At 60.6% G+C, this 19,649-nt stretch carries 21 protein-coding genes, 2 tRNA genes and 1 pseudogene; 10 read left to right on the forward strand and 14 right to left on the reverse strand.

Annotated elements, in window-relative coordinates; all coding sequences use genetic code 11:
- Positions 1–793: 793 nt before the first annotated feature.
- Both A3AU_RS0112970 and A3AU_RS0112980 read right to left on the reverse strand, forming a co-directional pair.
- Positions 794–2,173 carry a flavin monoamine oxidase family protein gene (locus A3AU_RS0112970; RefSeq protein WP_161633507.1) on the reverse strand — a complete coding sequence of 460 codons (1,380 nt, stop codon included), beginning with the start codon at positions 2,171–2,173 and terminating at the stop codon, positions 794–796.
- 38 nt (positions 2,174–2,211) lie between these two features.
- A complete protein-coding gene (locus A3AU_RS0112980; protein WP_032917306.1) occupies positions 2,212–2,985 on the reverse strand; it encodes an SDR family oxidoreductase in 774 nt (257 codons plus the stop codon).
- Between A3AU_RS0112980 and A3AU_RS0112985 the strand changes: the two genes are divergently transcribed.
- The gene (locus tag A3AU_RS0112985) at positions 2,984–3,613 is read left to right on the forward strand and encodes an Lrp/AsnC family transcriptional regulator (protein ID WP_335334621.1); all 630 of its coding nucleotides are present in this window, start codon (positions 2,984–2,986) and stop codon (positions 3,611–3,613) included. The genes A3AU_RS0112980 and A3AU_RS0112985 overlap by 2 nt on opposite strands.
- Positions 3,614–3,698: 85 nt before the next feature.
- Here the strand turns inward: A3AU_RS0112985 and A3AU_RS0112990 are convergent, their stop codons facing one another.
- Together A3AU_RS0112990 and A3AU_RS0112995 are read right to left on the reverse strand one after the other, a co-directional pair.
- Positions 3,699–4,112, reverse strand: coding sequence for a nuclear transport factor 2 family protein (locus A3AU_RS0112990; RefSeq protein WP_027053222.1), 414 nt, complete (start codon positions 4,110–4,112; stop codon positions 3,699–3,701).
- 136 nt (positions 4,113–4,248) lie between these two features.
- Positions 4,249–5,172: a LysR family transcriptional regulator gene (locus A3AU_RS0112995; RefSeq protein WP_027053223.1), complete on the reverse strand. Its 924-nt coding sequence runs from the start codon at positions 5,170–5,172 to the stop codon at positions 4,249–4,251.
- 120 nt (positions 5,173–5,292) lie between these two features.
- On the opposite strand from A3AU_RS0112995, the gene A3AU_RS0113000 reads away from it, so the two are divergent.
- On the forward strand, positions 5,293–5,673 hold the full coding sequence (locus A3AU_RS0113000) for a nuclear transport factor 2 family protein (RefSeq protein WP_027053224.1): 381 nt from the start codon (positions 5,293–5,295) through the stop codon (positions 5,671–5,673).
- A 289-nt stretch (positions 5,674–5,962) separates the two neighbouring features.
- On the opposite strand, the gene A3AU_RS0113005 is transcribed toward A3AU_RS0113000, so the two are convergent.
- Positions 5,963–6,859: a DMT family transporter gene (locus A3AU_RS0113005; protein ID WP_027053225.1), complete on the reverse strand. Its 897-nt coding sequence runs from the start codon at positions 6,857–6,859 to the stop codon at positions 5,963–5,965.
- A gap of 167 nt (positions 6,860–7,026) precedes the next feature.
- Between A3AU_RS0113005 and A3AU_RS0113010 the strand changes: the two genes are divergently transcribed.
- Positions 7,027–7,917 carry a LysR family transcriptional regulator gene (locus tag A3AU_RS0113010; protein ID WP_027053226.1) on the forward strand — a complete coding sequence of 297 codons (891 nt, stop codon included), beginning with the start codon at positions 7,027–7,029 and terminating at the stop codon, positions 7,915–7,917.
- A 298-nt stretch (positions 7,918–8,215) separates the two neighbouring features.
- Here the strand turns inward: A3AU_RS0113010 and A3AU_RS0113015 are convergent, their stop codons facing one another.
- Together A3AU_RS0113015 and A3AU_RS01000000135350 are read right to left on the reverse strand one after the other, a co-directional pair.
- Positions 8,216–8,974 carry a metallophosphoesterase gene (locus tag A3AU_RS0113015; RefSeq protein ID WP_027053227.1) on the reverse strand — a complete coding sequence of 253 codons (759 nt, stop codon included), beginning with the start codon at positions 8,972–8,974 and terminating at the stop codon, positions 8,216–8,218.
- Positions 8,975–9,068: 94 nt separating this feature from the next.
- Positions 9,069–9,782 carry a M41 family metallopeptidase gene (locus A3AU_RS01000000135350; protein ID WP_051355350.1) on the reverse strand — a complete coding sequence of 238 codons (714 nt, stop codon included), beginning with the start codon at positions 9,780–9,782 and terminating at the stop codon, positions 9,069–9,071.
- Between the two features lie 75 nt (positions 9,783–9,857).
- Between A3AU_RS01000000135350 and A3AU_RS1000000138910 the strand changes: the two genes are divergently transcribed.
- Positions 9,858–10,202: a hypothetical protein gene (locus A3AU_RS1000000138910; RefSeq protein ID WP_154674581.1), complete on the forward strand. Its 345-nt coding sequence runs from the start codon at positions 9,858–9,860 to the stop codon at positions 10,200–10,202.
- 38 nt (positions 10,203–10,240) lie between these two features.
- On the opposite strand, the gene A3AU_RS1000000137260 is transcribed toward A3AU_RS1000000138910, so the two are convergent.
- Both A3AU_RS1000000137260 and A3AU_RS01000000135360 read right to left on the reverse strand, forming a co-directional pair.
- Positions 10,241–11,701, reverse strand: a complete 1,461-nt coding sequence (locus tag A3AU_RS1000000137260) for an AAA family ATPase (protein ID WP_161633508.1) — start codon at positions 11,699–11,701, stop codon at positions 10,241–10,243.
- A 100-nt stretch (positions 11,702–11,801) separates the two neighbouring features.
- The gene (locus A3AU_RS01000000135360) at positions 11,802–12,146 is read right to left on the reverse strand and encodes a DUF6634 family protein (RefSeq protein WP_051355352.1); all 345 of its coding nucleotides are present in this window, start codon (positions 12,144–12,146) and stop codon (positions 11,802–11,804) included.
- A gap of 196 nt (positions 12,147–12,342) precedes the next feature.
- Here A3AU_RS01000000135360 and A3AU_RS0113040 point away from each other — a divergent pair, with 196 nt between their 5' ends.
- Both A3AU_RS0113040 and A3AU_RS1000000138915 read left to right on the forward strand, forming a co-directional pair.
- Positions 12,343–12,606 (forward strand): helix-turn-helix domain-containing protein, encoded by a 264-nt coding sequence (locus A3AU_RS0113040; RefSeq protein ID WP_027053229.1) that lies wholly within the window; start codon positions 12,343–12,345, stop codon positions 12,604–12,606.
- Between the two features lie 801 nt (positions 12,607–13,407).
- Positions 13,408–13,632, forward strand: coding sequence for a helix-turn-helix transcriptional regulator (locus A3AU_RS1000000138915; RefSeq protein WP_140696288.1), 225 nt, complete (start codon positions 13,408–13,410; stop codon positions 13,630–13,632).
- Positions 13,633–13,840: 208 nt separating this feature from the next.
- Here the strand turns inward: A3AU_RS1000000138915 and A3AU_RS0113050 are convergent.
- Positions 13,841–13,917 (reverse strand) — tRNA-Arg (locus A3AU_RS0113050).
- A 47-nt stretch (positions 13,918–13,964) separates the two neighbouring features.
- Positions 13,965–14,270 (reverse strand): ETC complex I subunit, encoded by a 306-nt coding sequence (locus tag A3AU_RS0113055; RefSeq protein WP_027053230.1) that lies wholly within the window; start codon positions 14,268–14,270, stop codon positions 13,965–13,967.
- A gap of 125 nt (positions 14,271–14,395) precedes the next feature.
- Here A3AU_RS0113055 and A3AU_RS0113060 point away from each other — a divergent pair.
- A tRNA-Pro gene (locus A3AU_RS0113060) sits at positions 14,396–14,472 on the forward strand.
- 318 nt (positions 14,473–14,790) lie between these two features.
- Here A3AU_RS0113060 and hdaA read toward each other — a convergent pair.
- The 3 genes and pseudogenes from hdaA to A3AU_RS1000000136840 all read right to left on the reverse strand — a co-directional run.
- The gene (gene hdaA, locus A3AU_RS0113065; protein ID WP_027053231.1) at positions 14,791–15,495 is read right to left on the reverse strand and encodes a DnaA regulatory inactivator HdaA; all 705 of its coding nucleotides are present in this window, start codon (positions 15,493–15,495) and stop codon (positions 14,791–14,793) included.
- The gene (locus A3AU_RS0113070) at positions 15,492–16,700 is read right to left on the reverse strand and encodes an AI-2E family transporter (RefSeq protein ID WP_027053232.1); all 1,209 of its coding nucleotides are present in this window, start codon (positions 16,698–16,700) and stop codon (positions 15,492–15,494) included. The genes hdaA and A3AU_RS0113070 overlap by 4 nt, the downstream gene beginning before the upstream one ends.
- Positions 16,672–17,146, reverse strand: a pseudogene (locus A3AU_RS1000000136840) (CDP-alcohol phosphatidyltransferase family protein); the annotation flags it as partial. The pseudogene A3AU_RS1000000136840 and the gene A3AU_RS0113070, both read right to left, overlap by 29 nt.
- A gap of 122 nt (positions 17,147–17,268) precedes the next feature.
- On the opposite strand from A3AU_RS1000000136840, the gene purM reads away from it, so the two are divergent.
- From purM to A3AU_RS0113090, 3 genes are read left to right on the forward strand one after another with little or no spacing between them, the layout of a single operon-like run.
- Positions 17,269–18,363: a phosphoribosylformylglycinamidine cyclo-ligase gene (gene purM / locus A3AU_RS0113080; RefSeq protein WP_027053233.1), complete on the forward strand. Its 1,095-nt coding sequence runs from the start codon at positions 17,269–17,271 to the stop codon at positions 18,361–18,363.
- On the forward strand, positions 18,360–19,073 hold the full coding sequence (purN, locus tag A3AU_RS0113085; RefSeq protein WP_027053234.1) for a phosphoribosylglycinamide formyltransferase: 714 nt from the start codon (positions 18,360–18,362) through the stop codon (positions 19,071–19,073). The genes purM and purN overlap by 4 nt, the downstream gene beginning before the upstream one ends.
- Before the next feature lie 15 nt (positions 19,074–19,088).
- A complete protein-coding gene (locus tag A3AU_RS0113090; protein ID WP_027053235.1) occupies positions 19,089–19,598 on the forward strand; it encodes a SixA phosphatase family protein in 510 nt (169 codons plus the stop codon).
- The last annotated feature ends 51 nt before the right edge of the window (positions 19,599–19,649 follow it).

The following is a 19,649-nucleotide window of genomic DNA, read 5'->3' on the forward strand; positions in this document are numbered from 1 at the left end:
GTGGTAGGGTGCAATGGTGAGCATCAGCGCCGTCGATGCACGCAGCGTGAGCCAGACGAATCTATTGAAGGAAATCTTGGTCATCTTATCCTCCTCGTGGAGTGCTGTTAGGAAACCAGTTCGGCCGAAGGTGTCGCGGCCGTGCAGCAGGTGCCGGCAGCCAGAACAGCTCCGGCGAAGATGCCCGCGAAGGCGGCTGGAATGAGAGTGCGATACATGAGGTCTCCATTCGGGTGGTTGGGGACGTGGCAATACGATTGGTATTTCAACCTGTAGGCCACAACGGCTTGCGACCGTCACGGTACGGGATAGCGAATCCAACCTGACAACGGGGCTGACAGCCAATTTCGGGTGCCGTCGGGCTAGCCGGTAACGACTTTCGACCACAGGCATGCCCATTTCAGACGCCCAGGTTTGCGTAACTTCGGATTTTCACATGATCGGCGCATGAAATGTCTGCTTGCGGGCAAGGTTCAAGCTCGCCTGTACGGCTGACAAGAGGCGCATTCCTGATAGGCAATTTCGGGGCCGAAACCGGCCTGTCTGGTGTTGGCCGTGTTAGGCAGACATCTGCCATTCCGCGTTCGACCCCATATTGGTCATTCGGCGGTCGAACAGATGCACCCAAAACCGGCCATTCGGACTAGCCAGGTCGCTGCGTGATGTTCGCCAAACGTAGTTCGCTCCGATATCGGCATACGCCCTAACCGTCGCATTAGCGATTAATCTCAGCCTACGCAGAGTCATGCGGCGGAATTCTCAGAAGCCAAGGCGGTCAGGAAACCACTCCAGCTTAGAAAGTCGCCTTTTGCAATTCCGTGGCTGCGCGATGTCCCGACCTGACAGCGCCCTCTATCCATGCCGAATATTCCGAAGTGTGCTCGCCCGCAAAGTAGATGCGACCCTCAGACGAGGCGATATTGCCTTGCCAGCGGAAGAGATCACCGGGCTGCGGAATGCCATAGGCGCCGCCAGCCCAGGGATCGTCCTGCCACGAATAGCTGGCGGATGCCTGTACATGACCGCCTGCGCCCGGAAAGACTTTTTCAATGGACTCCATTGCCCATTGGGCCCGGGCAGCTTCGTCCATGGCGTCCATTTCGGCAGCCCTTTCACCTTGCTGATATAGCTGCAGTATCCCGCTGCCATCGTCGCTGGACCAACGAGGGCTCCAGATTTCTGCACCGGTATCGAGCTGGGCAAACCCGCTCAACTGTTCGGCCTCCCAGAAACGGGCTGACATCTTGAATGCCACCTTGGTCGCCTTGGTGTAGCGAAATCCGGCCAGAATCTGCTGCTTGGCCGGACTCAGCGCGGGCTCGAACTGCACCTTATTCAAAATTGAGTATGGGATGGTACAGATGACCGCATCTGCGCTCATCATGGTCCTTTGTCCGGCCCGTTCAATGGCGATCTCGATGCGGTCGGCGAACTGCGTCACGGCCCGGACTGGTGAGCTGAGCAGGATGGGGCCGCGCAGGCGAGCGGCGACCGCAGCGGGAAGCCGGTCATTGCCGCCCTCGATAACGGCCAAACTTTCTCGATCATAGGTCGCAAGGACACGGGAGAGCATCAGGGGCGAAATGGAGGTCGGAAAGGCGCCCAGGGTCAGCAGCTTGATCGCGGCTTGGGACAAACCTTGGGTGGCGAGGTGATCGATGATGTTGAGACGGTCAAGGTGCGCCAGCGTACTTGGCGGCCAGGCGGGCGTATCGATAACCTCCGCTGCCAGCAGTTTTTCAACGTTTTCCAGGAGATGCGTGTTTACCAGACCCGCAAATCCCAGGGCCTTCTCGTCGGGCGGCAGATCGACCGTCGTCGACAAGTCCGTCGTAGCGTCGATGACCCACCGTTTGCCGTCGATCAGGGCGACATTATTAAGACCGGTCGGATAGAGCGGCCTGGTGGCGAGCCCCATCTGCTCTATGTAGTCCCAGGTCCAGCGATGTGAGCGGGGAATTCGACCCGCGCCGGCCTCCGCCATGGGTGCGCCGTCACGCGCGCGTTGCGTGTGAACCCGACCGCCGATCCGTTGCCGGGCCTCGACAATCTGGACATGGTGGCCGGCGCGCTCAAGCTCGAGTGCCGCAACCAGGCCACTCATACCGGCACCGACGACAATGACCGTCTTGGGGTCCGTTGTCAGGGCTAACCTTGGCGGTACCGCTGGCATGGCTTGTCCATCTCGTTCAGGCCTTCGTTGTGCATCGCTCACCATGGCAGGCGATCATCGCCAAAAAAGAAGCCCCCGGTCGGACCGTCTGCGGCAAGGCTGGCAAAATGAACGGCAATTTCGGCGCCTTCCTCCACGCTCATATCCGCCGCATCACCACCCATGTCGGTTCGCAGCCAACCGGGATGAATCGCGTTTGTTTTGATGGATGTTCCGCGCAGCTCTTCTGCCAGAAGAATGGTGAAGGCATTTAGCGCTGCCTTTGACCCGTTGTAACCAAGAGTACGGTTGAGATAGACCGGCGAGGCCGGGTCGGACATATGCGACAGCGACCCCCTGATGCTCGACACATTGACGATCCGGCCTGCCTCCGAGCGCCTGATGAGCGGGAGCAGGGTTTGGGTCAGAAACACCGGGGCAAAATAATTGACCTCGAAGATATCTCGCACTGTCGCGGGGCGGGCGCTGCTTGGCGGCTGATCCGGAGCCATGACGCTTTCGCCACCGTCAACCAGAACACCGGCATTGTTGATCAGGATATCGAGCCGGCCATGCTGGCTTTCGATGGCGGCGTAGGCCGCGTGGTGATCAGCTGTGCTTGTCACTTCAAGTTTCAAGGCCGAGACATCGAGGCCTTGCGCAACCAGCCCCTGTGCGGCTGCTTTAGCCCTGGCTAGGTCACGTGCCGCGATAATCACATGAGCGCCCTTGCTCGCGAGTTGGCGGCTGGTCTCCAGCCCAAGCCCACGGGCCCCGCCTGTCACCAAGGCGACATTGCCCACCAGAGATTTGACTTCAAAGACCTTAGGCATGGGCGCTTTCTCTATGTTTGCGTACTCAACCCTTTTTAGCGCGCCACAGCGTAGCAAAGGTGCTAAAGATGAAAGAGATGAAGCCAATATTTGGCATCATTGGTATTTTTCAGACCGAAAAATGGACACTTTGACCAGAATGCCCTTGGATCCGATCGACATAACAATTTTGCGAGAGGTACAAAACGACGCTCGCATCGCCAACATTACTCTTGCCGATCGCGTCGGGCTCTCGCCCTCCCCATGCTCGCGACGCGTGAAGCTGCTTGAAGAGGGAGGCGTTATCGAAGGCTACCGTGCCATCCTCAACCGTCCCGCCGTTGGACTAGGTCTCACGGTCTTTGCTGGGGTGCGCGTCGAACGTCACGCGCAAGACCACGCCGACGCCTTTGTAGAGGCCGTCCTCTCAATGCCCGAGGTAGTCGCGTGCCATTTGATCTCGGGCGACGTCGATTTCCTGATCGAAGTCGTCGTCCCTGACATGGCGACCTATGAGTCCACCATCCTGCGACAGCTCCTCGCACTGAAAGCTATCCGCGACATCCGCTCAAGCTTTGCCATGCGCAGCTACAAGGCTGACGGCGCATTGCCGCTTTCCCCCATCAGGGTCGCCACAAGGACGCCTTAAGGCGGTCGCAAAACGCCGCTCAGAGTTGCTTGCTCCGGCGGCGCTTGATCGGCGCTCTCCCGGACAAAGAGATCGGCTTGCCAGCTCAGCCCTCAAGATGGTTTTTGAAGCGAAGCGTGTCAAAATACTCAGTGAAGTGGATAATCAGGCCATCCCTGGCCTCGACCCGGACGATGTAGATCTGGTCAAATGACCTGCCGTTTGCACTCATTTTGCCGGTGGCCGCATATTCGGCGACAACCGCATCACGGCCGGCCACCGTGTGGACTGTCACGTCGCCGATTTTGAGGTCGTTGATTAGCGACATGAACCAGGTCATGCCGCCAAGGATCGCTTCGCGCCCATCGCGCCTGGTAGGCGCATCAAAGGTACCCGCATAAGGCAGTTCGAAAACGGCGTCTTCGGCGAATAATGCCACCCATGTGTCGAGGTCGCGTGGGAGCAGTTCGAGCGAACGCAGCAGAAGTTCTTCAGCGTTCAGGATCTTTACGTCGTTCATGGCAGGGTCCTTTCGATCGTTTGCCAGATCGAAATGGCCCGGCCCCGCCGCAATGTTTAGAGAGATAATCTGGAAACACTGCTCATCTCCATGGATAATGCTGCCTCAGATTGCCTTCCGAATGTGCGAAAATCGATTAATCGCCGGCAGCCGATGCTCGCCGTACATCCACACGTGCGAAAACATGGGCGGCCCATTCGACAAACACGCGCAGTTTCGCATTGAGATGGCGGTTCGATGGATAGACGACGTACAGCGGGTGGTATTCGCGCGTCCAGGCATCGAGGAGCAGAACCAGCCGCCCGTCATCCAGATAGGGTTGCGCGGCAAAGCGGAAAGTTTGGCCGATTCCAAGACCTGAAAGCAGCGCCGTCAAATGCGCCGTGCTTTCATTCACCGCGACACTGGAACGGTGCCCTTCGATCTTGTCCAACCCTTGCTCGAAAAACAGCGGAAAGGCTTTGCCAGTCAACGCGGAAAAGTAGCTCAGGAGCTGATGGCCCGTTTCCAGTTCGCCCGGATGCAAGGGAACGGAGTGCTGCGCAAGGTAGTCAGGCGAAGCGCAGGTCACATATTCGAGTTCACAGATGCGCCGGCCGATCAGGGAACTATCATTGAGCGCGCCGCCGCGAATGACGCAGTCGACGGCGTCGCTGACAAGGTCAACTGGCCGGTCATTCACACCGAGATAGACTTCGATGTCTGGATAGCGACGCCGAAAATCGGGCAAAGCAGGAATAAGTATCAGATTGGCAAGCAAAGAACCGATGTCGACTCGCAATTTACCCTGGGGTTGCGCTTTGGTCCGCCGCGCCGTCTGGTCCATGTCGGACAGTTCGTCAAGCAGGCGAAGGGCGCGCTCATAATACTCGGCGCCATCGGGCGTGACTGTGACCGACCTCGTCGTGCGCTGGATCAACTTGGTATCGAGATGGTCCTCGAGATCGGCAATGAGTTTGCTAACCGTGGACCGCGGAAGACCCAGCAGGTCGGCAGCCTTTGCGAACGTTCCCGACTCAGCGATCCGAACAAATGTGCGCATCGCAAGAAGCTGATTCATCGACCTCACCCAACCACGATTATCCAACACTGTGAATTATCAAAACATATTTTGCATCTTTGTACAAACTCCTGGGGGCCTATCTCAGTGTCATTGCCTAACCAATGGAAGGACACGCTGATGAAAAACGCTACCCAACTTCTCCAAGACTATCTCGCGAATATCCAGGATCCTGCCGCTGCGGCGAGCCTCTTCGCGGACGACGGCATACTGGAACTGCCGACGATCGATGCCCGTGCCCAAGGCCCGGAAGCCATCGAAAAGTTCATCGCCGGCCTCCTCGTCAGAGTTCCCGAGTTCAGGTTCAAGAACATCGATATCTCGATCAACACCGAAGAGCAGGCATTTGGTGAATATCAGGTCGAGGCTGCCGTGCCCTCAACAGGTAAGACCTACAAGCAGACCTACGCTGGCCGGCTCGTCGCCAAAGACGGGAAGATACAGCTCCTGCGTGAAGCACTGGATACGCTCGCAGCATCGCAGGCGTTCAGCAAGGATTGAGAGCGCCGAGGCGGGCGAGGTCACATATGTGTCTTGCCCGCCGACAGCCGTGCGCTGCGGCTCCGACGAGCTTCGAATGCGGTAGCTATTGGGAAGCGCTAGAAAAACTGGATGACCGGGATGGGGCGCCTGCCGACTGGCGGCAACCGACCCCCTTCTTAGACTTTTCAGAGCCCTCCGCACGTCTCCGAAAGCTGCTGTTCCGAGAGGGCCGATCTGTCGGCGCTGAGGGGCCCAGAAGTGAACGTACAGGTCGCGCTCGCGCCTCCCGCAATGCCGACGCCGCACGTTAGTCGCGCAACGTTAACCATACCCCAATCAGCGTCACCGCCAAGCCGATAAACATTGCGGTGGTCAGTGGTTCCGAAAACAGCATCCAGGCCCAGAGCATGGTAAGCGGCGGGCTGAGGTAGATCGCGGCGCTCACCTGCGCGACCGGGTAGAGACGCAGCATCGTATAGTAGACGGCATAGGCGAGGAATGTCCCAATGAGCACAAGCCAAACCATGCCGATTGCGAACTCGCGCGTCAGGGGCGGCTCCAAGCTGCCTTGGAACAGACCGCAGATGCCAAATAGGACCGCGCCGGTGAGCGAATGAATGCACAGGCTCTGGTGGACGGGCATGTTCAGGGATGCCTTGCCCCTGCGCAAAACGGACGTGACGGCAAACACCAGCATGGAACCGATGGTAAGCGCGTACGCCCAAAGAGGCGCTGTCCCGAAGCTGAGACTGTCGAAGGAAACGACCAGCACACCCGTCACGGCGATTGCGGTCCCCAACCATTGCCGTCCCGAAAGCCCTTCGCCCAGTAGCGGCTGCGACAAGGCCGCGATCGCCAGTGGCACAAGATCGGAGATCAGCGCGACGAGTCCTGTCGGCACCCTCTGCTCGATCGCCAACGCAAAACCGCCGGGATAGATAAAGACGGCCATCACGCCGAACGCCATTTGCGGCAGAACGGCTGCCAAGCGCATTCTCGGCCCGAACGCCAAGGCGAAGGGAAGCAGGATAAGCCCCGACAGCAAGGTTCGCCAGAACAGAAGGATAGCCACGCTGGCCTCCTCACTCGCGTAGCGAATGCCGACGAAGCCGGAACTCCAGCCGATGATCAGCAATGTGGCCAGTACGGGTAGAAGCAGAGGGGAACGCGGCGGTGGCACGTTGGCGGCGGGAAGGACGGTCATGGCAGTTCCGGAGGCAAGTTTCGGCCCACGGATAGGTGCTCGGTACGCCGCATGCACATGACAAATATCGATCCGGTCATGAAATTCCGCCCGCATCTGTCACTTTTTCTTGCCAGATTCCGGAGGCCGGCACATCATACCCCCCGACATGAGCTTGAGAGCGATGGATGATCGAGACGAATAGCAGGCGCCTGGACATCGACGCATTGCGCGCCCTTCGGGCCATCAAGATACATGGAGGCGTTACCCGCGCTGCTGACGCACTCGGACTGTCGCAGTCTGCCGTCAGCCACAAGATCAAACGGATGGAGACCAGCCTTGGCTGCGAACTGCTGGACAGACGGCCGGGCAGAGGCACGTTTACAAGGGATGGCGAAACGCTTCTCGCCTACGCCGGCAAGATTCTCGGCCTTCACGACGAGGCGCTTGTCAGCCTCGCGAAGTCAGATCTGGCGGGACGGATCCTGCTCGGTTTTACCGAGGATACGACTTGTTCGGACCTGTCACGAATCCTTGGTCGCTTCCGGCGCGTGCACCCGCAAGTAGCCGTCCGGACGAAGGTGCGCATGAGTTTGGTGCTCCGGTCCATGCTGGAGCGCGGAGAACTGGACGTTGCGATCATCCAGATCTTCGCTCATGAGGTCCGGCCGACGGATGTTGTGCTGTTCCGAGAAGCCTTGCACTGGGTAAAGTCCCGCGAACTGACCCTGGAGGATGGCGGTCCCCTACCATTCCTTTCGTTCGATGAAGATTGCTTCTATCGGCGCTGGGCAATCGACATCGGCCAGGACGGTGGCGCGGATCTGGATACCGTTTTCGAATGTTCCAGCGCGGCAGGTATCATAGCGGCCGTGCAGGCTGGGCTTGGCGTCGCGCTTCTCAGCGACCGACACCTGCGTCCGGAGATGGAGATCATAAGCGAGGGCCTGCCGGCTCCGCCGCCCCTCGTCTATGTCGTGCGTCGGGCAAAGAAGGCGAGAAATACTGCACTGGAAAGCCTTGTAACGGAAGTTCAGGCTGAAATCAGGCGTTACGGGAGCCTGGCGCTAGCGAGTTGAGGCTGTCGTCAAAGCCTGGGTCAGCTCTCGGAAGACTTGGTAGGGCGTAAGGCAACCGTTGTGACGCGATTGCGGAGGAAGGTCGCTGCCTCGGAGAATGGCAGCTTTCGCACAGCACAAGCCCGAAACCGGCCATTCCGATTTCCACCCAATCATTGACATTTGTGCCCCTCAGACTGACTGCAGCTTGCGGGCATCTTCGATAGCGCCTGAATGGCTGGAATTGGGCGCGAAGCAGCCATCCATGACCAGGCGTTCAAGGGTCAGCTACGGTCAATTCTTCGCCTTCATCCATCTGCTATATCCTTACGACCAGCGCCTGATCAAATGCGGTGTTCTCGTCATCGTAGCCGCGCGGATTACAGAGAATGCGCGTGCTGCCGACCTTGTAGTCACAGCTATCATGCGTGTGTCCATGGACCCAGAGCGCGGGCCGACCACTCTCGATCACTTCGGACAGGTCCGACGCAAAGGCGGCATTCAGCAGGTCGCCCTCAAATCTCGAAGGAATAGATTTCGCGTGCGGGAGGTGGTGGGTGACGACGACGGTCTCGATCGGATCGGCCTTCAGCGCGGCATCGATGAACCGACGGGATTCCTGATGCATACGGAATGCTCTCTCGGGCACGAAACGTTGCCAAGGATCGCGTTGTTCCGCGATCAGCCTGAAGTCGTTCATGCGCTCGCGAGCATGGAACATTGCGACATGTGGGCGCCCCTCAATCCGGAAGTCGGTCCAGACCGTCGCGCCGACGAAGCGAACGCCGTCGATAACGACAGCGTCGTTCTCCAGGAAATGAACGCCCGCGAACTGCGCAGCCGCGGCGCGCCCGTCTTCCAGCCCCTCTTTGATCGAACCCTTATAGAATTCGTGGTTGCCCGCGACATAGATGCACGTCATCGCCGGAGCGATGTTTTTGCCCAACCAGTGAACGCCGTTGGCGGGGGCGCGGCAAAGATCTCCCGCGACGACGCAGACGTCTGCATCCGGGATCGTCAGCGGCTGCCGCAGATCGGCAAATTCAAGATGCAAGTCAGAGAACAGCCAGATTTTCATAGGATCGAAGCCTTGATTTCATTCATGCGGGCGCGCCAAAGCTCCACGACTCCTGGACTCGTCAACGCGCGGTGTTTTGCAACCGTTTGTCGGATCACCCGGGCGTCGCAACGATCCGCTGCTTCACTTGCTGGAGCACGGTGTCGAGTTCAGCTCCCTCCAGCGTCTTTCGTGCCAGCAAGATTTCGCCAAGGAAGTCGATCGCGACCTTCTGGTTGACGACCATTTTTCGGGCGACGGCATAGGCGCTCTCTAACCGGGCGTTCACCCGCGCCGCCAGATCGTGGTCGGTCGCGAGAAGCGATGTCCGGTCCTCGACCTTGCGGTGAAGCAGCGGCCATTTCTTCGAAAAGCCCATCACGGTCTCCATGTCGAACGCCAATGCGGTCGCAGCCGCTAGATCGCAGGACTCAGAGCCGGACCCGGCGGCGACCGACCCCACGATCACTTCCTCCGCCGCTCGGCCCGCGAGCGCTGCGATGAGAACGCCGGTGAGCATCGCCTCGGTCTGCTCTTCAGGCATGGTTCCGGTGACATAGCCACCTTCCGGAGCCTCGATCGTGACCTTAACGATGGTTCCAAGATCGAGATGGAGTCGCGCTACCGCATGAGCGGCTTCATGGACGGCCATCCGGAACTGGAGCTGCAGCAATCGCAAAAGCAGAGCGTCCCCGAGCAAACTATCCGCGCTGCCAGCAGCGTCTGCATCCCTTTCAGCAGAAATGCCGGAGTCACCCGCAGCCTCGACAGCTCTGGTCTTCTGGCTACGATGCTGTTGCGAGAAACCTGGTTTGCGACGCTTTTTCATCTTCCAATCCTTTCGATCATTGCTGTGCCCGATGGAACTGGCTCACCCCGACGAGCTCTCGACGATGGTTCATGAATGATCCGCACCCTGGTGATTGTTCGTCTTCGGCGGGAGGTCGAGAAGACCAGCGCCCTCAAGCCATTCCGCCAACTCGACGCAGGCAGGGTTTGCATCCATGACGTGGCAGGCCAGAAGCTCGAGGATCCCTGTCGGGATCGGCGTCCCGGTCGCGATGGCTGTGCGGACATAATGTCTTGTCACCTCGACGGCGATCGCTGGATCCTCCATGTGCGCGGTTCTGCAGTAACAGGAAGCGATGGGGCCGGCCCTGATGAAGGCGAGGCAGCCTTCAGTATGGCCGAGAAGCCCGAGCAGCGCTTCGCTGGCCGTGTACCTGCCGAACGCGCGTGGCCGCTGTGATGCAGGCGCCAAGGGATTCGCCATGGCCGGCGCCAGTTTCATTGCCGGCCCCAATGGCGTTCACGCGCCTCGACAAGCTTCTCGACGAGCCGCTCCAGTTTCCTGATCGACCCGCCGGGCCAGTTGCTGGCCAGCGCAGCAAGCTCGAATCCTTCGAGCGGCGTCGCCCAACGCGGATCGTGCCCCGCCTCGAGGTAGAGCCTTTCGAGAATGCGAGGGGCGAGGAACGGCAACTGGTCGGGGCCCGGCTCCGGAAATCGCAGGATCCGACATCTGTCCTTCAGCACCGCCGAGACGCTTCCCACCTCGTTCGCGGTCATCAGCCAAGAAAGATGAGAGAGATCGCAGTTAGCCTCGACATAAGGATCGAACCAGCGCGACGACGTTTCCTTCTCAAGCAAACCGATCAGGACATCATGCACATTGCCGTTTTGGCGACTGGTGCCCACCTTCTCGATCTCGTCGAGGATGATCGCTGGCCCAGCGCATTCATGCCGGCGCACCGCCATGATGGCCAGGCTCGGTTCACCCGACGACCATCGCCGCGCCGTACCGCCGATGGCGCTATCGCTCAAGCCGCCGCAGGGAACCAGCTCATACGGGACGCCGAGCTCCTCGATCAGCCTTCTCGCGAAGCGCGTCTTGCCGCATCCGGGCGAGCCGACCAGGATTGTCGGTCCCACGTATGCATGTCCCCTGCCGACGAGGCGGTTCAGGATGTCGTCGGCCAACGATGCGACCCAGGGGAATTCGGACACAAGCTGCGTGCGAGGAATGGACAGATCCGATCCGGCTGGAAGCGGCAGTTCGCGCTGCACGAATTCTTGGAACTCGCCCAATACGCGCTTTCCTTCCGATGTTGTCGCGTTGCCGATGGAAGGAATGACGACCACGGAAGCCTTCGGCGCCGGTTTGGTTTCCGCTTCGTCCTCAAGGAGGTCCTCGATGTCGCCATCTCTCGGCGCCTTCTTGGCCGACGCCTCCTTGTTCGTCAGTTCGTCCGTCAGCCTTGCGTGTAGGATCGCAGACTCGAACTCGGCTTCATTGTTCATAAGCATCCGGAACAGCGAATGCGGCGGGACTTGGAAGGTGCCGACGTAGCGCGAAGAGAAGAGAGTCCGTGACAGCATGCTCCACGCTAGCGCGCGCCAAAGCATTCGCGGGCCTCTGCTCTCATTGAAGTCACGCATCGCCATCGATGCCGTTTCGCTCGCGACCGCAGCTGCCGCGTGCGGATCGCCAAACACCGCAAGGTAGAATTGACAGCGCAGGCGACAGGCCTCGGCCGGAATCCCCTTCACGACTTCGGCGGTGTCGAGCGCGGCCCCCAGGCACTTGATGCCGTCCTCCGATTGTTCCGTGGCAAGGTCGTCAAGACAATTGGCAAGGGGCAACAGTTCGACACGACCGCGTTTCTTCATCCGCCGCGACAGCCGGCTTGCGTATTCCCGGATATCGTCTTCGAGACGGTCACCAAAAAAATTCATGCCGCGCAGCAATTCTTCCTCGCTTGGAAGATGCAAACCCGCTTTCGCGGCCCTCAGGCGGCGGTCGAAATGACGGTCGAAAGTCGAATCCCCGGATGTCATGGCCGGGCAGTCAAGAATCGAGGCCGGACTGCTCGGCAGGGCGTCCGAGTCTGTACCATCTCGAAAGCGTCCGCGCCCAGGCCCGGTCTTCGGAGAGCAGCCATAAGTCTGACGTGCCGATCAGCCGCCCCTGGCCGACGAGTTGAGGATGGCCGGTCGAGAGCCCGGCAAGGGAGGGAACAATCCTTTGGGCAAAGATCCACCGGTCGAGGATGGGGGCTTCCTCATCGGCCATCGCCTCCGGCGGCACGCCGCGGCGGACGCGCTCTAAATCAGCGGCCAATGCGAGAAGGCGGTCGACCTGGAAGGTGATCATGTCGTCGGTTGGCGTTACGCGGCCAAACAGCAGCATCATAGTCCTCCGATGTCCGATCAGGGATCCGCTTGGTTCGAATCCTTTGATTCGCGGGAAACAGCGCGACAGACATACGGCGTCGGACAATCGGCGTCCATGTGAGAACTGCTCTCACAACAACATCAAAATTCTCATCACATAATAAATCTGACGCCTATGTTGACAGCCTCGCCAGCTGCCCCGCCATCCTACCAACATGGAGTCCGTTGATGACATCGCTCGGCAGTTCCGCGCCGCAAGAGCACTGCTGGATATCCGCCAGGACAGCGTGGCGGAACTGGCCAAAGTGAGCCGTCAAATGGTCGCTCGAATTGAAAGCGCCGACAAAAGCGTCCCCCACGATGCAATCGAAAAAATCTGGAAAGCGTTTGAGCAGAAAGGGGTGATATTCCTAGAAGCGACCGATACTTACGGTCCTCCGGTCACTTTGAAACGGACTAAGCCCAAATCCAGTCCCTGATCGTCCCCTAGGAATCAGATGGACATGTGGGCAGCGCGGGGGCCCGACATTTGTCGCTTTATGGTCGAAGCCCCGGCCCCCGTGGAGATCGCGCTCGGTGTGGAGGTCGCTTGAAGGTCCGACGTGCTGTTCGGTGAACTCGGGCCTCAGCGGTCCGGTCGCTGACCTTCGGATCCGATTCCGGGAATCAATGCCCGCCGTGCGGATCAGACTTCGTCCTCCGCACTCTCCCCCGAGATATTCGTCCGCCGCCGGTTGGGCAGAGCCGGTTGGCGAGTTTGCGCTCGATATGGATCTTCTGCCACTTCCAAGGGGGTCCCGGCGAAACCGCGGCGGGACGAGTGGGCCCCTTGGACGTGGATTCCCGGCGCGAGCCTTTGCCAACCAAGCTACGAAGTATCAGCCTGATTGCCGGGCAAATTGGCCCCAGGGGCCAATATAGGTCACCGGATCCTTGCGACTGCTTCGGAGAGCGAATCGAGCTTTCGGTCGAGAAGGCCAAGGCGGCATTCTCCAATCCTTTCTACACACATTCGAAAGAATAGGCATTACGCCTTGTTAACAATAACGCAGAATTTCAATGAATCCTTTCCCGTAAGAAACCGATCCATAAATATGAGCAGCCTTCCTAGTCACGCCAATTGTTGACATTTTCTCCTAACAATTATCGTCCATACTACCTAACAGGGAAGCTCCATCAGGGAATCCGCCGAGGGTCTCGATTTTTTGTTGACTTAAGCTTTGCGATATGCTCCCTACATCGCTCACGTGAATTTGCGGCACTAAACGTAGGAGGAAGCAATGGCCGATACCGACAAACCAGACCAACCGTGGCTAATGACCGTGCCTGAAGCGGCCAGATATCTGCGGTTAGCGGAGTCGACACTCAATAAAATGCGTTGCAAGGAAGGAGGACCGCCATTCGCCACGGTTGGCGATCGCCTCATCAGATATCCTGAACCCGAAGCGAAACGGTGGCTTTACGCGCGCTTGCGCCATTCCACCAGACAGAAGCTTCCCCGCTGATCGCCAGATATTCCAATTTTTTGGCGGTAGCACTCAAGCTCCGCGCCGCCCTCGGCGACGCGGGCCCGGACCAAGGGTTACGTCGTGATCACGTTCGCGTGAATTTCTGCCAAGTCCCGCGTGCCGACACGGTGCCGACACAGTGCGATGTGTTTTGACAAGAAGTTCGATGCCGGCGAACTCATACTCCATAAACAATTGAAATTATTGGCGATCCCGACAGGATTCGAACCTGTGACCATCGGCTTAGAAGGCCGGTGCTCTATCCAGCTGAGCTACGGGACCGCAAGCCGGCCAAAGGGGCCGGCTGGATATCTGGCGCTGGCCGCTGTTCAATGCGTCCAGGGCGTCCTGCGGTCATAGCGGAAATTCTCCGCATAGGAAATCTGGCGGCGCTTGGTCTCTTTCGGTTCCTCGACGCGGAACGCAAGCCCTTCCTTTTCAGCGTAGGCGATTGCCTCTCCCCGCGTGTCGAAAGTCAGCCTGATCTGGCTCCTCATGTCTCCCGACGTGGTATAGCCCATCAAGGGATCGATCTTCTTGCGCATCTCGGGGTCGAATTCCAGCACCCAGTGGCCGGTCTTGGCCTTGCCGGACTGCATCGCGGTTTTGGCTGGGCTGAAAATGCGCGCGGACATGGCCACCTCATGGTTGTGCAAGGCAGCATCGCCGCCTCTTCGCCCGTCATTACTGCGCAATGCGGACCGCGGCAAGGTTTTTGCACTTGCCATGTAACACCGAAATGAATAGGCAACAGACCGTTCGGAGTGTAGCGCAGGCTGGTAGCGCATCTGGTTTGGGACCAGAGGGTCGGGAGTTCGAATCTCTCCACTCCGACCATCCCTTCATATCCCGCGCCGACTAAGCGCCCTCGCCCGCCAGGAGTGCCGCAACCACGGCAGCCGCAGGTGTCGTGAATGAGGTGAGGTGTGTTTGTTGATTGGTCCCCGCGACAGCGCCGCGATCAATCGATGCATTTGAAGGCAAGCTCGCCGGGCGAGAACCCCAACCTCATTCCCGGCGAGCCTACAACCTGATTTGGAACGCAATCAGGACCGGGGTCAGCCGGCAAGCTCACGCTGCAAGATAGGTGCCAGTTGATCTTTCCCGAAATGGGACATGCCCAGCCTTCGCCGATCATCCAAGTGTCGACAGTGGCTAGATATCGAACTCGCGCTGCCCCTCATCCATGGCGCTGACCGCTTCGGCCGCCAATGCCCGGGTAATCGGTATCTTGCGCTCCAACGCGGTGCGATCCAGCCGCTCCACCACGCGCATAGCCGTCGCCAGCGAGCGTTCGATGCGCCGCACCAGATACTGCACGACATGCGGCTCGACCTCGACCTGGCGGTCGGCGAACAGCTTGGTGATGACGCCGGCGAGCAGGAGGTCGTCCGGTTCATGGATTTCGACCGTCGCTGCCGCCTTCAGCCGCGACGCCAGATCGGGGAGAGAAACACCCCAGGCGGATGGAAAGCGCCGCGCCGTCAGAAGCAGCGTCGAGCCGGCGCCGCGCACCGCATTGATCAGGTGAAACAGGCCTTGTTCGTCGATCGCGCGTGTATCGACATCGTCGATCAATGCCGGCCGGGCGTCGAGACTGGCGATGCTGTCGCCAATGCGCATGGGATTCACGGCCACGGCGTTCGCGCGGACACGCCAGATCGAGGCCAGATGCGTCTTGCCGGAGCCTGCGGGGCCTGCCAGGACCACCACCGGCGAAGGCCAGTCCGGCCATCGATCGACCAGTGCCGCCGCCTGGTTGTTGGTGCCGGAGACGACGAGTTCGTCGCGCGAATAGCCGGTGCCGTGGCCGAGATCGAGCGGCAGCTGGCGCGGCGGATCGGTTCGCTGGGCGGTCACTTCGAGCGACGCGGCTGCGTGCGGTGACCGCCGCCACGATCGGCCGGCAGCGGCGGCGCGGCCTCTGTCGCGTGGCCCTTGTACAGGGGCGATTCGAGATAGCGGGCGATGGCAAAGCGCACCAGAACGGCTACGGCGGCGGAAGCCGGCACGGCAATCAGCAAGCCGACAAAACCGAACAGGGCGCCGAAGGCGAACAGCGCGAACATCAACCATACCGGATGCAGGCCGACGCTTTTGCCGACCAGCCTAGGCTGCAATATGTTGCCTTCGATGAACTGACCGATGAAGAAGACCACCGCGACCGCGACGATCATCGTCCAGTCCGGCCAGAACTGGACGAAGGCGACGCCGACGGCCAGCACCAGCCCGGTCAGTGAGCCGACGTAGGGGATGAAGGAGATCAGCCCGGCGAACAGGCCGATGAGGATGGCGAAATTCAGCCCGGTCAGCGTCAGGCCGGTGGCGTACATGGCGCCCAGCACCAAACAGAGCGTGCCCTGGCCGCGCACGAAGCCGGCGGTCGCTGTGTTGATGTCACGCGCGATGGCGCGCACGGTGCCGACATGGTCGCGCGGCACCCAGCTGTCGATGACAGCCACCATGCGGTCCCAGTCGAGCAGCATGTAGAAGGCGACCACCGGCGTCACCACGAAAAGGCTGACGACCGAGACCAGTGCCATGCCGGAACTCCACAGCGAGGTGAACACCGTTGTGATCAGGCCGAAGCCGGAGGTCAGCAGCGAGTTCAACCCGTCGCGCAAGCCATTGGCGTTGACGCCGAATTTCTGTTCCAGCCATTTCGGATCGAAGGAGGTGATCAGGCTCTGCAACCGTGTCAGGTATTCCGGCAGCTTGCCGGCGAAATCGGCCATCTGCGTGGCCAGAACCGGAATAAGGATAACGAAGGCCAGCACCAGCACGATGAGGAAAGTGATGAGGATGACCACCGTTGCCATGAAGCGCGACAGGCCGAGCCGCTGCAGCCGGTCGGCGACCGGATCGAGGAAATAGGCAAGCACCATTCCGGCGACGAACGGCAACAGGATGGCGCTGAAGATATACAGGAAAAGGGCGAGCAACGCCGCACCAATCACCCAAAAGGAAATCTGCCGCCGGAACGCGGAAGCCGCGGCAAGATCGGCGGCCGCAGCCTCGATCACCGCCGCTTCTTTCTCAGATGTCCGGATTGGAGCTTTCGCCATAGCCGCTCATATGCCTCAGCCAAGCCACGAGATAGGCCGCGGCCGAAGCCACGGTCAAGACCCCGGACAGCAATATGAGAGCTGGCCGCAGGGGGGCGATCCGCACGGCAAAGGCGAGTTCGCCCAGCACGACCGCCGCCAACACGATCTGGACGGCGGTGTTGGCCTTCGACACCAGAAACGGTTTTTATCTCGACTGGATGGGCCATCACCGTGGACAACAGGACCGCGCAGACGATCAGCGCATCGGGCGGCACCATGATGACCACCAGCCACAGCCGCAACTCCCCGAGGAAGCCCATGACGACGAACACCGAAACCAGAAGCAGCTTGTCGGCCATCGGATCGAGATAGGCGCCGAGCGCGGACTGCTGGTTGAACAGGCGGGCGATGAAGCCGTCGACGCCATCCGAGGCGCCGGCGATGACGAAGCCGGCAACGGCCCAGCCGTGCGCGATGCCAGGCTATCCACGCTTTTGTCGGGCCAAAAAGGGGCTCGGCTCCGCCGTTATCCTTGCAGACCGAAACCGTTCATGCGAAGAGCCCGCAAACGAGCAGGAAAATTGCGATGAGCAAGCGCGACACAAGCCCGGACAAAACGGCCAAGCGCAGGAACGGGCTCACCTATGCCGAGGCCGGCGTCGATATCGATGCCGGCAATCTCATGGTCGAGAAGATCAAGCCGCTGGTGCGCGCCACGCGCCGGCCGGGCGCGGATGGCGAGATCGGCGGTTTCGGCGGCCTGTTCGACCTCAAGGCGGCCGGCTTCACCGATCCGGTGCTGGTCGCCGCCAATGACGGTGTCGGCACCAAGCTCAAGATCGCCATCGATGCCGGCAAGCACGACACGATCGGCATCGATCTCGTCGCCATGTGCGTCAACGACATCGTCGTTCAGGGCGCCGAGCCCCTGTTCTTCCTCGATTATTTCGCCACCGGCAAGCTCGATCCCGACCAGGGTGCGGCGATCGTCGGCGGTATCGCCGAAGGCTGCCGGCAGGCCGGCTGCGCGCTGATCGGCGGCGAGACGGCTGAGATGCCCGGCATGTATCACGGCAAGGACTATGACCTTGCCGGCTTTGCCGTGGGGGCGGCCGAACGCGGCCAGCTTTTGCCAACCGACGACATCGTCGAAGGCGACGTGCTGCTTGGCCTCGCTTCTTCGGGCCTGCATTCGAACGGCTTCTCGCTGGTGCGCCGCATCGTCGCCGCAAGCGGCCTTTCGTGGAGCGATCCGGCGCCCTTCAATGACGAGGCGACGCTGGCCGAGGCGCTGCTCGAACCGACCCGCATCTATGTCAAATCGATCCTCAAGGCCATTCGCAACACGCATGGCATCAAGGCCCTGGCTCACATCACCGGCGGCGGTTTCCCGGAAAACATTCCGCGCGTGCTGCCCAAGGATTTTTCGGCCGAACTCGACCTCGAGGCTATCGACGTGCCTGCGGTGTTCTCGTGGCTGGCCAAGACAGGTGGCGTGGCGCCGGAAGAGATGATGCGCACCTTCAATTGCGGCATCGGCATGATCCTGGCGGTTGCCTCCGGCCAGGCGGCACAGGTCGCAGCCGTGCTGCAGGAAGCCGGCGAGACGGTGACGCCGATCGGCCGCATTGTGCCGCGCCGCGACGCCGGCGTCATCTATCGGGGCGCGATCGGCCTATGAGCACGCAGAGAAAACGCACCGTCGTCCTGATATCGGGGCGCGGCTCGAACATGACCGCACTGATCGCGGCTGCTAGCGACCCGGCCTTCCCGGCCGAGATCGTTGGCGTCATTTCCGACAAAGCCGACGCCGCCGGCCTCGGAATCGCCAAGGCACGCGGCATCGCCACACAGGTCATCACCCGCGCCGGCCATGGCAGCAAGCAGGCGCATGACGCGGCGATCGACGCGGCGCTCACGGCCTTCAATGCCGAGATCGTGGCGCTGGCCGGTTACATGCGCATCCTCACCACCGGCTTCGTCCAGAAATGGCAGGGCCGCATGATCAATATCCACCCTGCCCTGCTGCCGGCATTCAAGGGCCTCGACACCCATGCGCGCGCCCTGGCCGCCGGCCTGCGTATTCATGGCTGCACCGTGCATTTCGTCACTTCCGAAATGGATGACGGGCCGATCATCGCGCAAGCGGCGGTGCCGGTGATGGTCGGCGACAACGCCGATGCGCTGGCCGCCCGCGTGCTGAAGGCCGAACACCGGCTTTATCCGCTGGCCCTAGGGCTGGTCGCCGAGGGCAAGGCGCGCATGGAGGGCGGGCGCACGGTGCTCGACCACTTTGCCGACGATGCCGACAACGCCACCTCGGTGGTGATGGCGCCCGACCCGCTTCGTGAAGAAGCCGATCTGGAGCACCTGGCGCGGATCACGCCCTGAGCCGAGAACACGGCCATGAGACAGCTGCTTCTGCTGCGTCACGCCAAATCGAGCTGGGACGATCCTGATCTCGACGATTTCGACCGTCCGCTCGCGCAACGCGGATCGAAAGCGGCCAAATTGATGGGCCGGGCACTTGCGGCGCGCGGATGGCTACCGGATCAGGTTCTGGTGTCTTCGGCGCTCCGCACCCGCGACACATGGCGGCTGGTCGCCGACGAACTGCCGGTGCACCCCCGGGTCGCATTTACGGAGGCGCTCTACGAAGCTTCAGCGGCGGATATTTTGAGCCAGATCCGTCTGGCCGACCCGTCGAGCGGCTGCCTGGCAGTGGTTGGTCACAATCCGGGCCTGGAAGATCTGGCGAAACAGCTTGCCGGTTCAGGCTCGGAGGCCAAGGCACGCATGAGGCTCGACGAAAAATTTCCGACCGCGGCCCTGGCGCGCCTTGTCTTCGACGGCGACTGGTCCGCCCTATCGTCCGGCCGGCTGACGCATTGCCTGCGGCCCAAGGATCTCGGCTAGAATAGATGTCCAAAGCCGGGCTGTGGCGGGCCAAAGCCGCCACCGCCCGCA

This window comes from Mesorhizobium erdmanii USDA 3471 (genome assembly GCF_000472705.1).
Classification (GTDB): domain Bacteria; phylum Pseudomonadota; class Alphaproteobacteria; order Rhizobiales; family Rhizobiaceae; genus Mesorhizobium; species Mesorhizobium erdmanii.

Excerpts from the sequence above, each read along its gene's own strand:
- A3AU_RS0112970 (WP_161633507.1), bottom strand. The coding sequence starts at position 2,173 with ATGCCAGCGGTACCGCCAAGGTTAGCCCTGACAACGGACCCCAAGACG.
- A3AU_RS0112985 (WP_335334621.1), top strand. The coding sequence starts at position 2,984 with ATGGGCGCTTTCTCTATGTTTGCGTACTCAACCCTTTTTAGCGCGCCA.
- A3AU_RS0112980 (WP_032917306.1), bottom strand. The coding sequence starts at position 2,985 with ATGCCTAAGGTCTTTGAAGTCAAATCTCTGGTGGGCAATGTCGCCTTG.
- A3AU_RS0112990 (WP_027053222.1), bottom strand. The coding sequence starts at position 4,112 with ATGAACGACGTAAAGATCCTGAACGCTGAAGAACTTCTGCTGCGTTCG.
- A3AU_RS0112995 (WP_027053223.1), bottom strand. The coding sequence starts at position 5,172 with ATGAATCAGCTTCTTGCGATGCGCACATTTGTTCGGATCGCTGAGTCG.
- A3AU_RS0113000 (WP_027053224.1), top strand. The coding sequence starts at position 5,293 with ATGAAAAACGCTACCCAACTTCTCCAAGACTATCTCGCGAATATCCAG.
- A3AU_RS0113005 (WP_027053225.1), bottom strand. The coding sequence starts at position 6,859 with ATGACCGTCCTTCCCGCCGCCAACGTGCCACCGCCGCGTTCCCCTCTG.
- A3AU_RS0113010 (WP_027053226.1), top strand. The coding sequence starts at position 7,027 with ATGATCGAGACGAATAGCAGGCGCCTGGACATCGACGCATTGCGCGCC.
- A3AU_RS0113015 (WP_027053227.1), bottom strand. The coding sequence starts at position 8,974 with ATGAAAATCTGGCTGTTCTCTGACTTGCATCTTGAATTTGCCGATCTG.
- A3AU_RS01000000135350 (WP_051355350.1), bottom strand. The coding sequence starts at position 9,782 with ATGAAAAAGCGTCGCAAACCAGGTTTCTCGCAACAGCATCGTAGCCAG.
- A3AU_RS1000000138910 (WP_154674581.1), top strand. The coding sequence starts at position 9,858 with ATGATCCGCACCCTGGTGATTGTTCGTCTTCGGCGGGAGGTCGAGAAG.
- A3AU_RS01000000135360 (WP_051355352.1), bottom strand. The coding sequence starts at position 12,146 with ATGATGCTGCTGTTTGGCCGCGTAACGCCAACCGACGACATGATCACC.
- A3AU_RS0113040 (WP_027053229.1), top strand. The coding sequence starts at position 12,343 with ATGGAGTCCGTTGATGACATCGCTCGGCAGTTCCGCGCCGCAAGAGCA.
- A3AU_RS1000000138915 (WP_140696288.1), top strand. The coding sequence starts at position 13,408 with ATGGCCGATACCGACAAACCAGACCAACCGTGGCTAATGACCGTGCCT.
- A3AU_RS0113055 (WP_027053230.1), bottom strand. The coding sequence starts at position 14,270 with ATGTCCGCGCGCATTTTCAGCCCAGCCAAAACCGCGATGCAGTCCGGC.
- A3AU_RS0113070 (WP_027053232.1), bottom strand. The coding sequence starts at position 16,700 with ATGGCGAAAGCTCCAATCCGGACATCTGAGAAAGAAGCGGCGGTGATC.
- purM (WP_027053233.1), top strand. The coding sequence starts at position 17,269 with ATGAGCAAGCGCGACACAAGCCCGGACAAAACGGCCAAGCGCAGGAAC.
- purN (WP_027053234.1), top strand. The coding sequence starts at position 18,360 with ATGAGCACGCAGAGAAAACGCACCGTCGTCCTGATATCGGGGCGCGGC.
- A3AU_RS0113090 (WP_027053235.1), top strand. The coding sequence starts at position 19,089 with ATGAGACAGCTGCTTCTGCTGCGTCACGCCAAATCGAGCTGGGACGAT.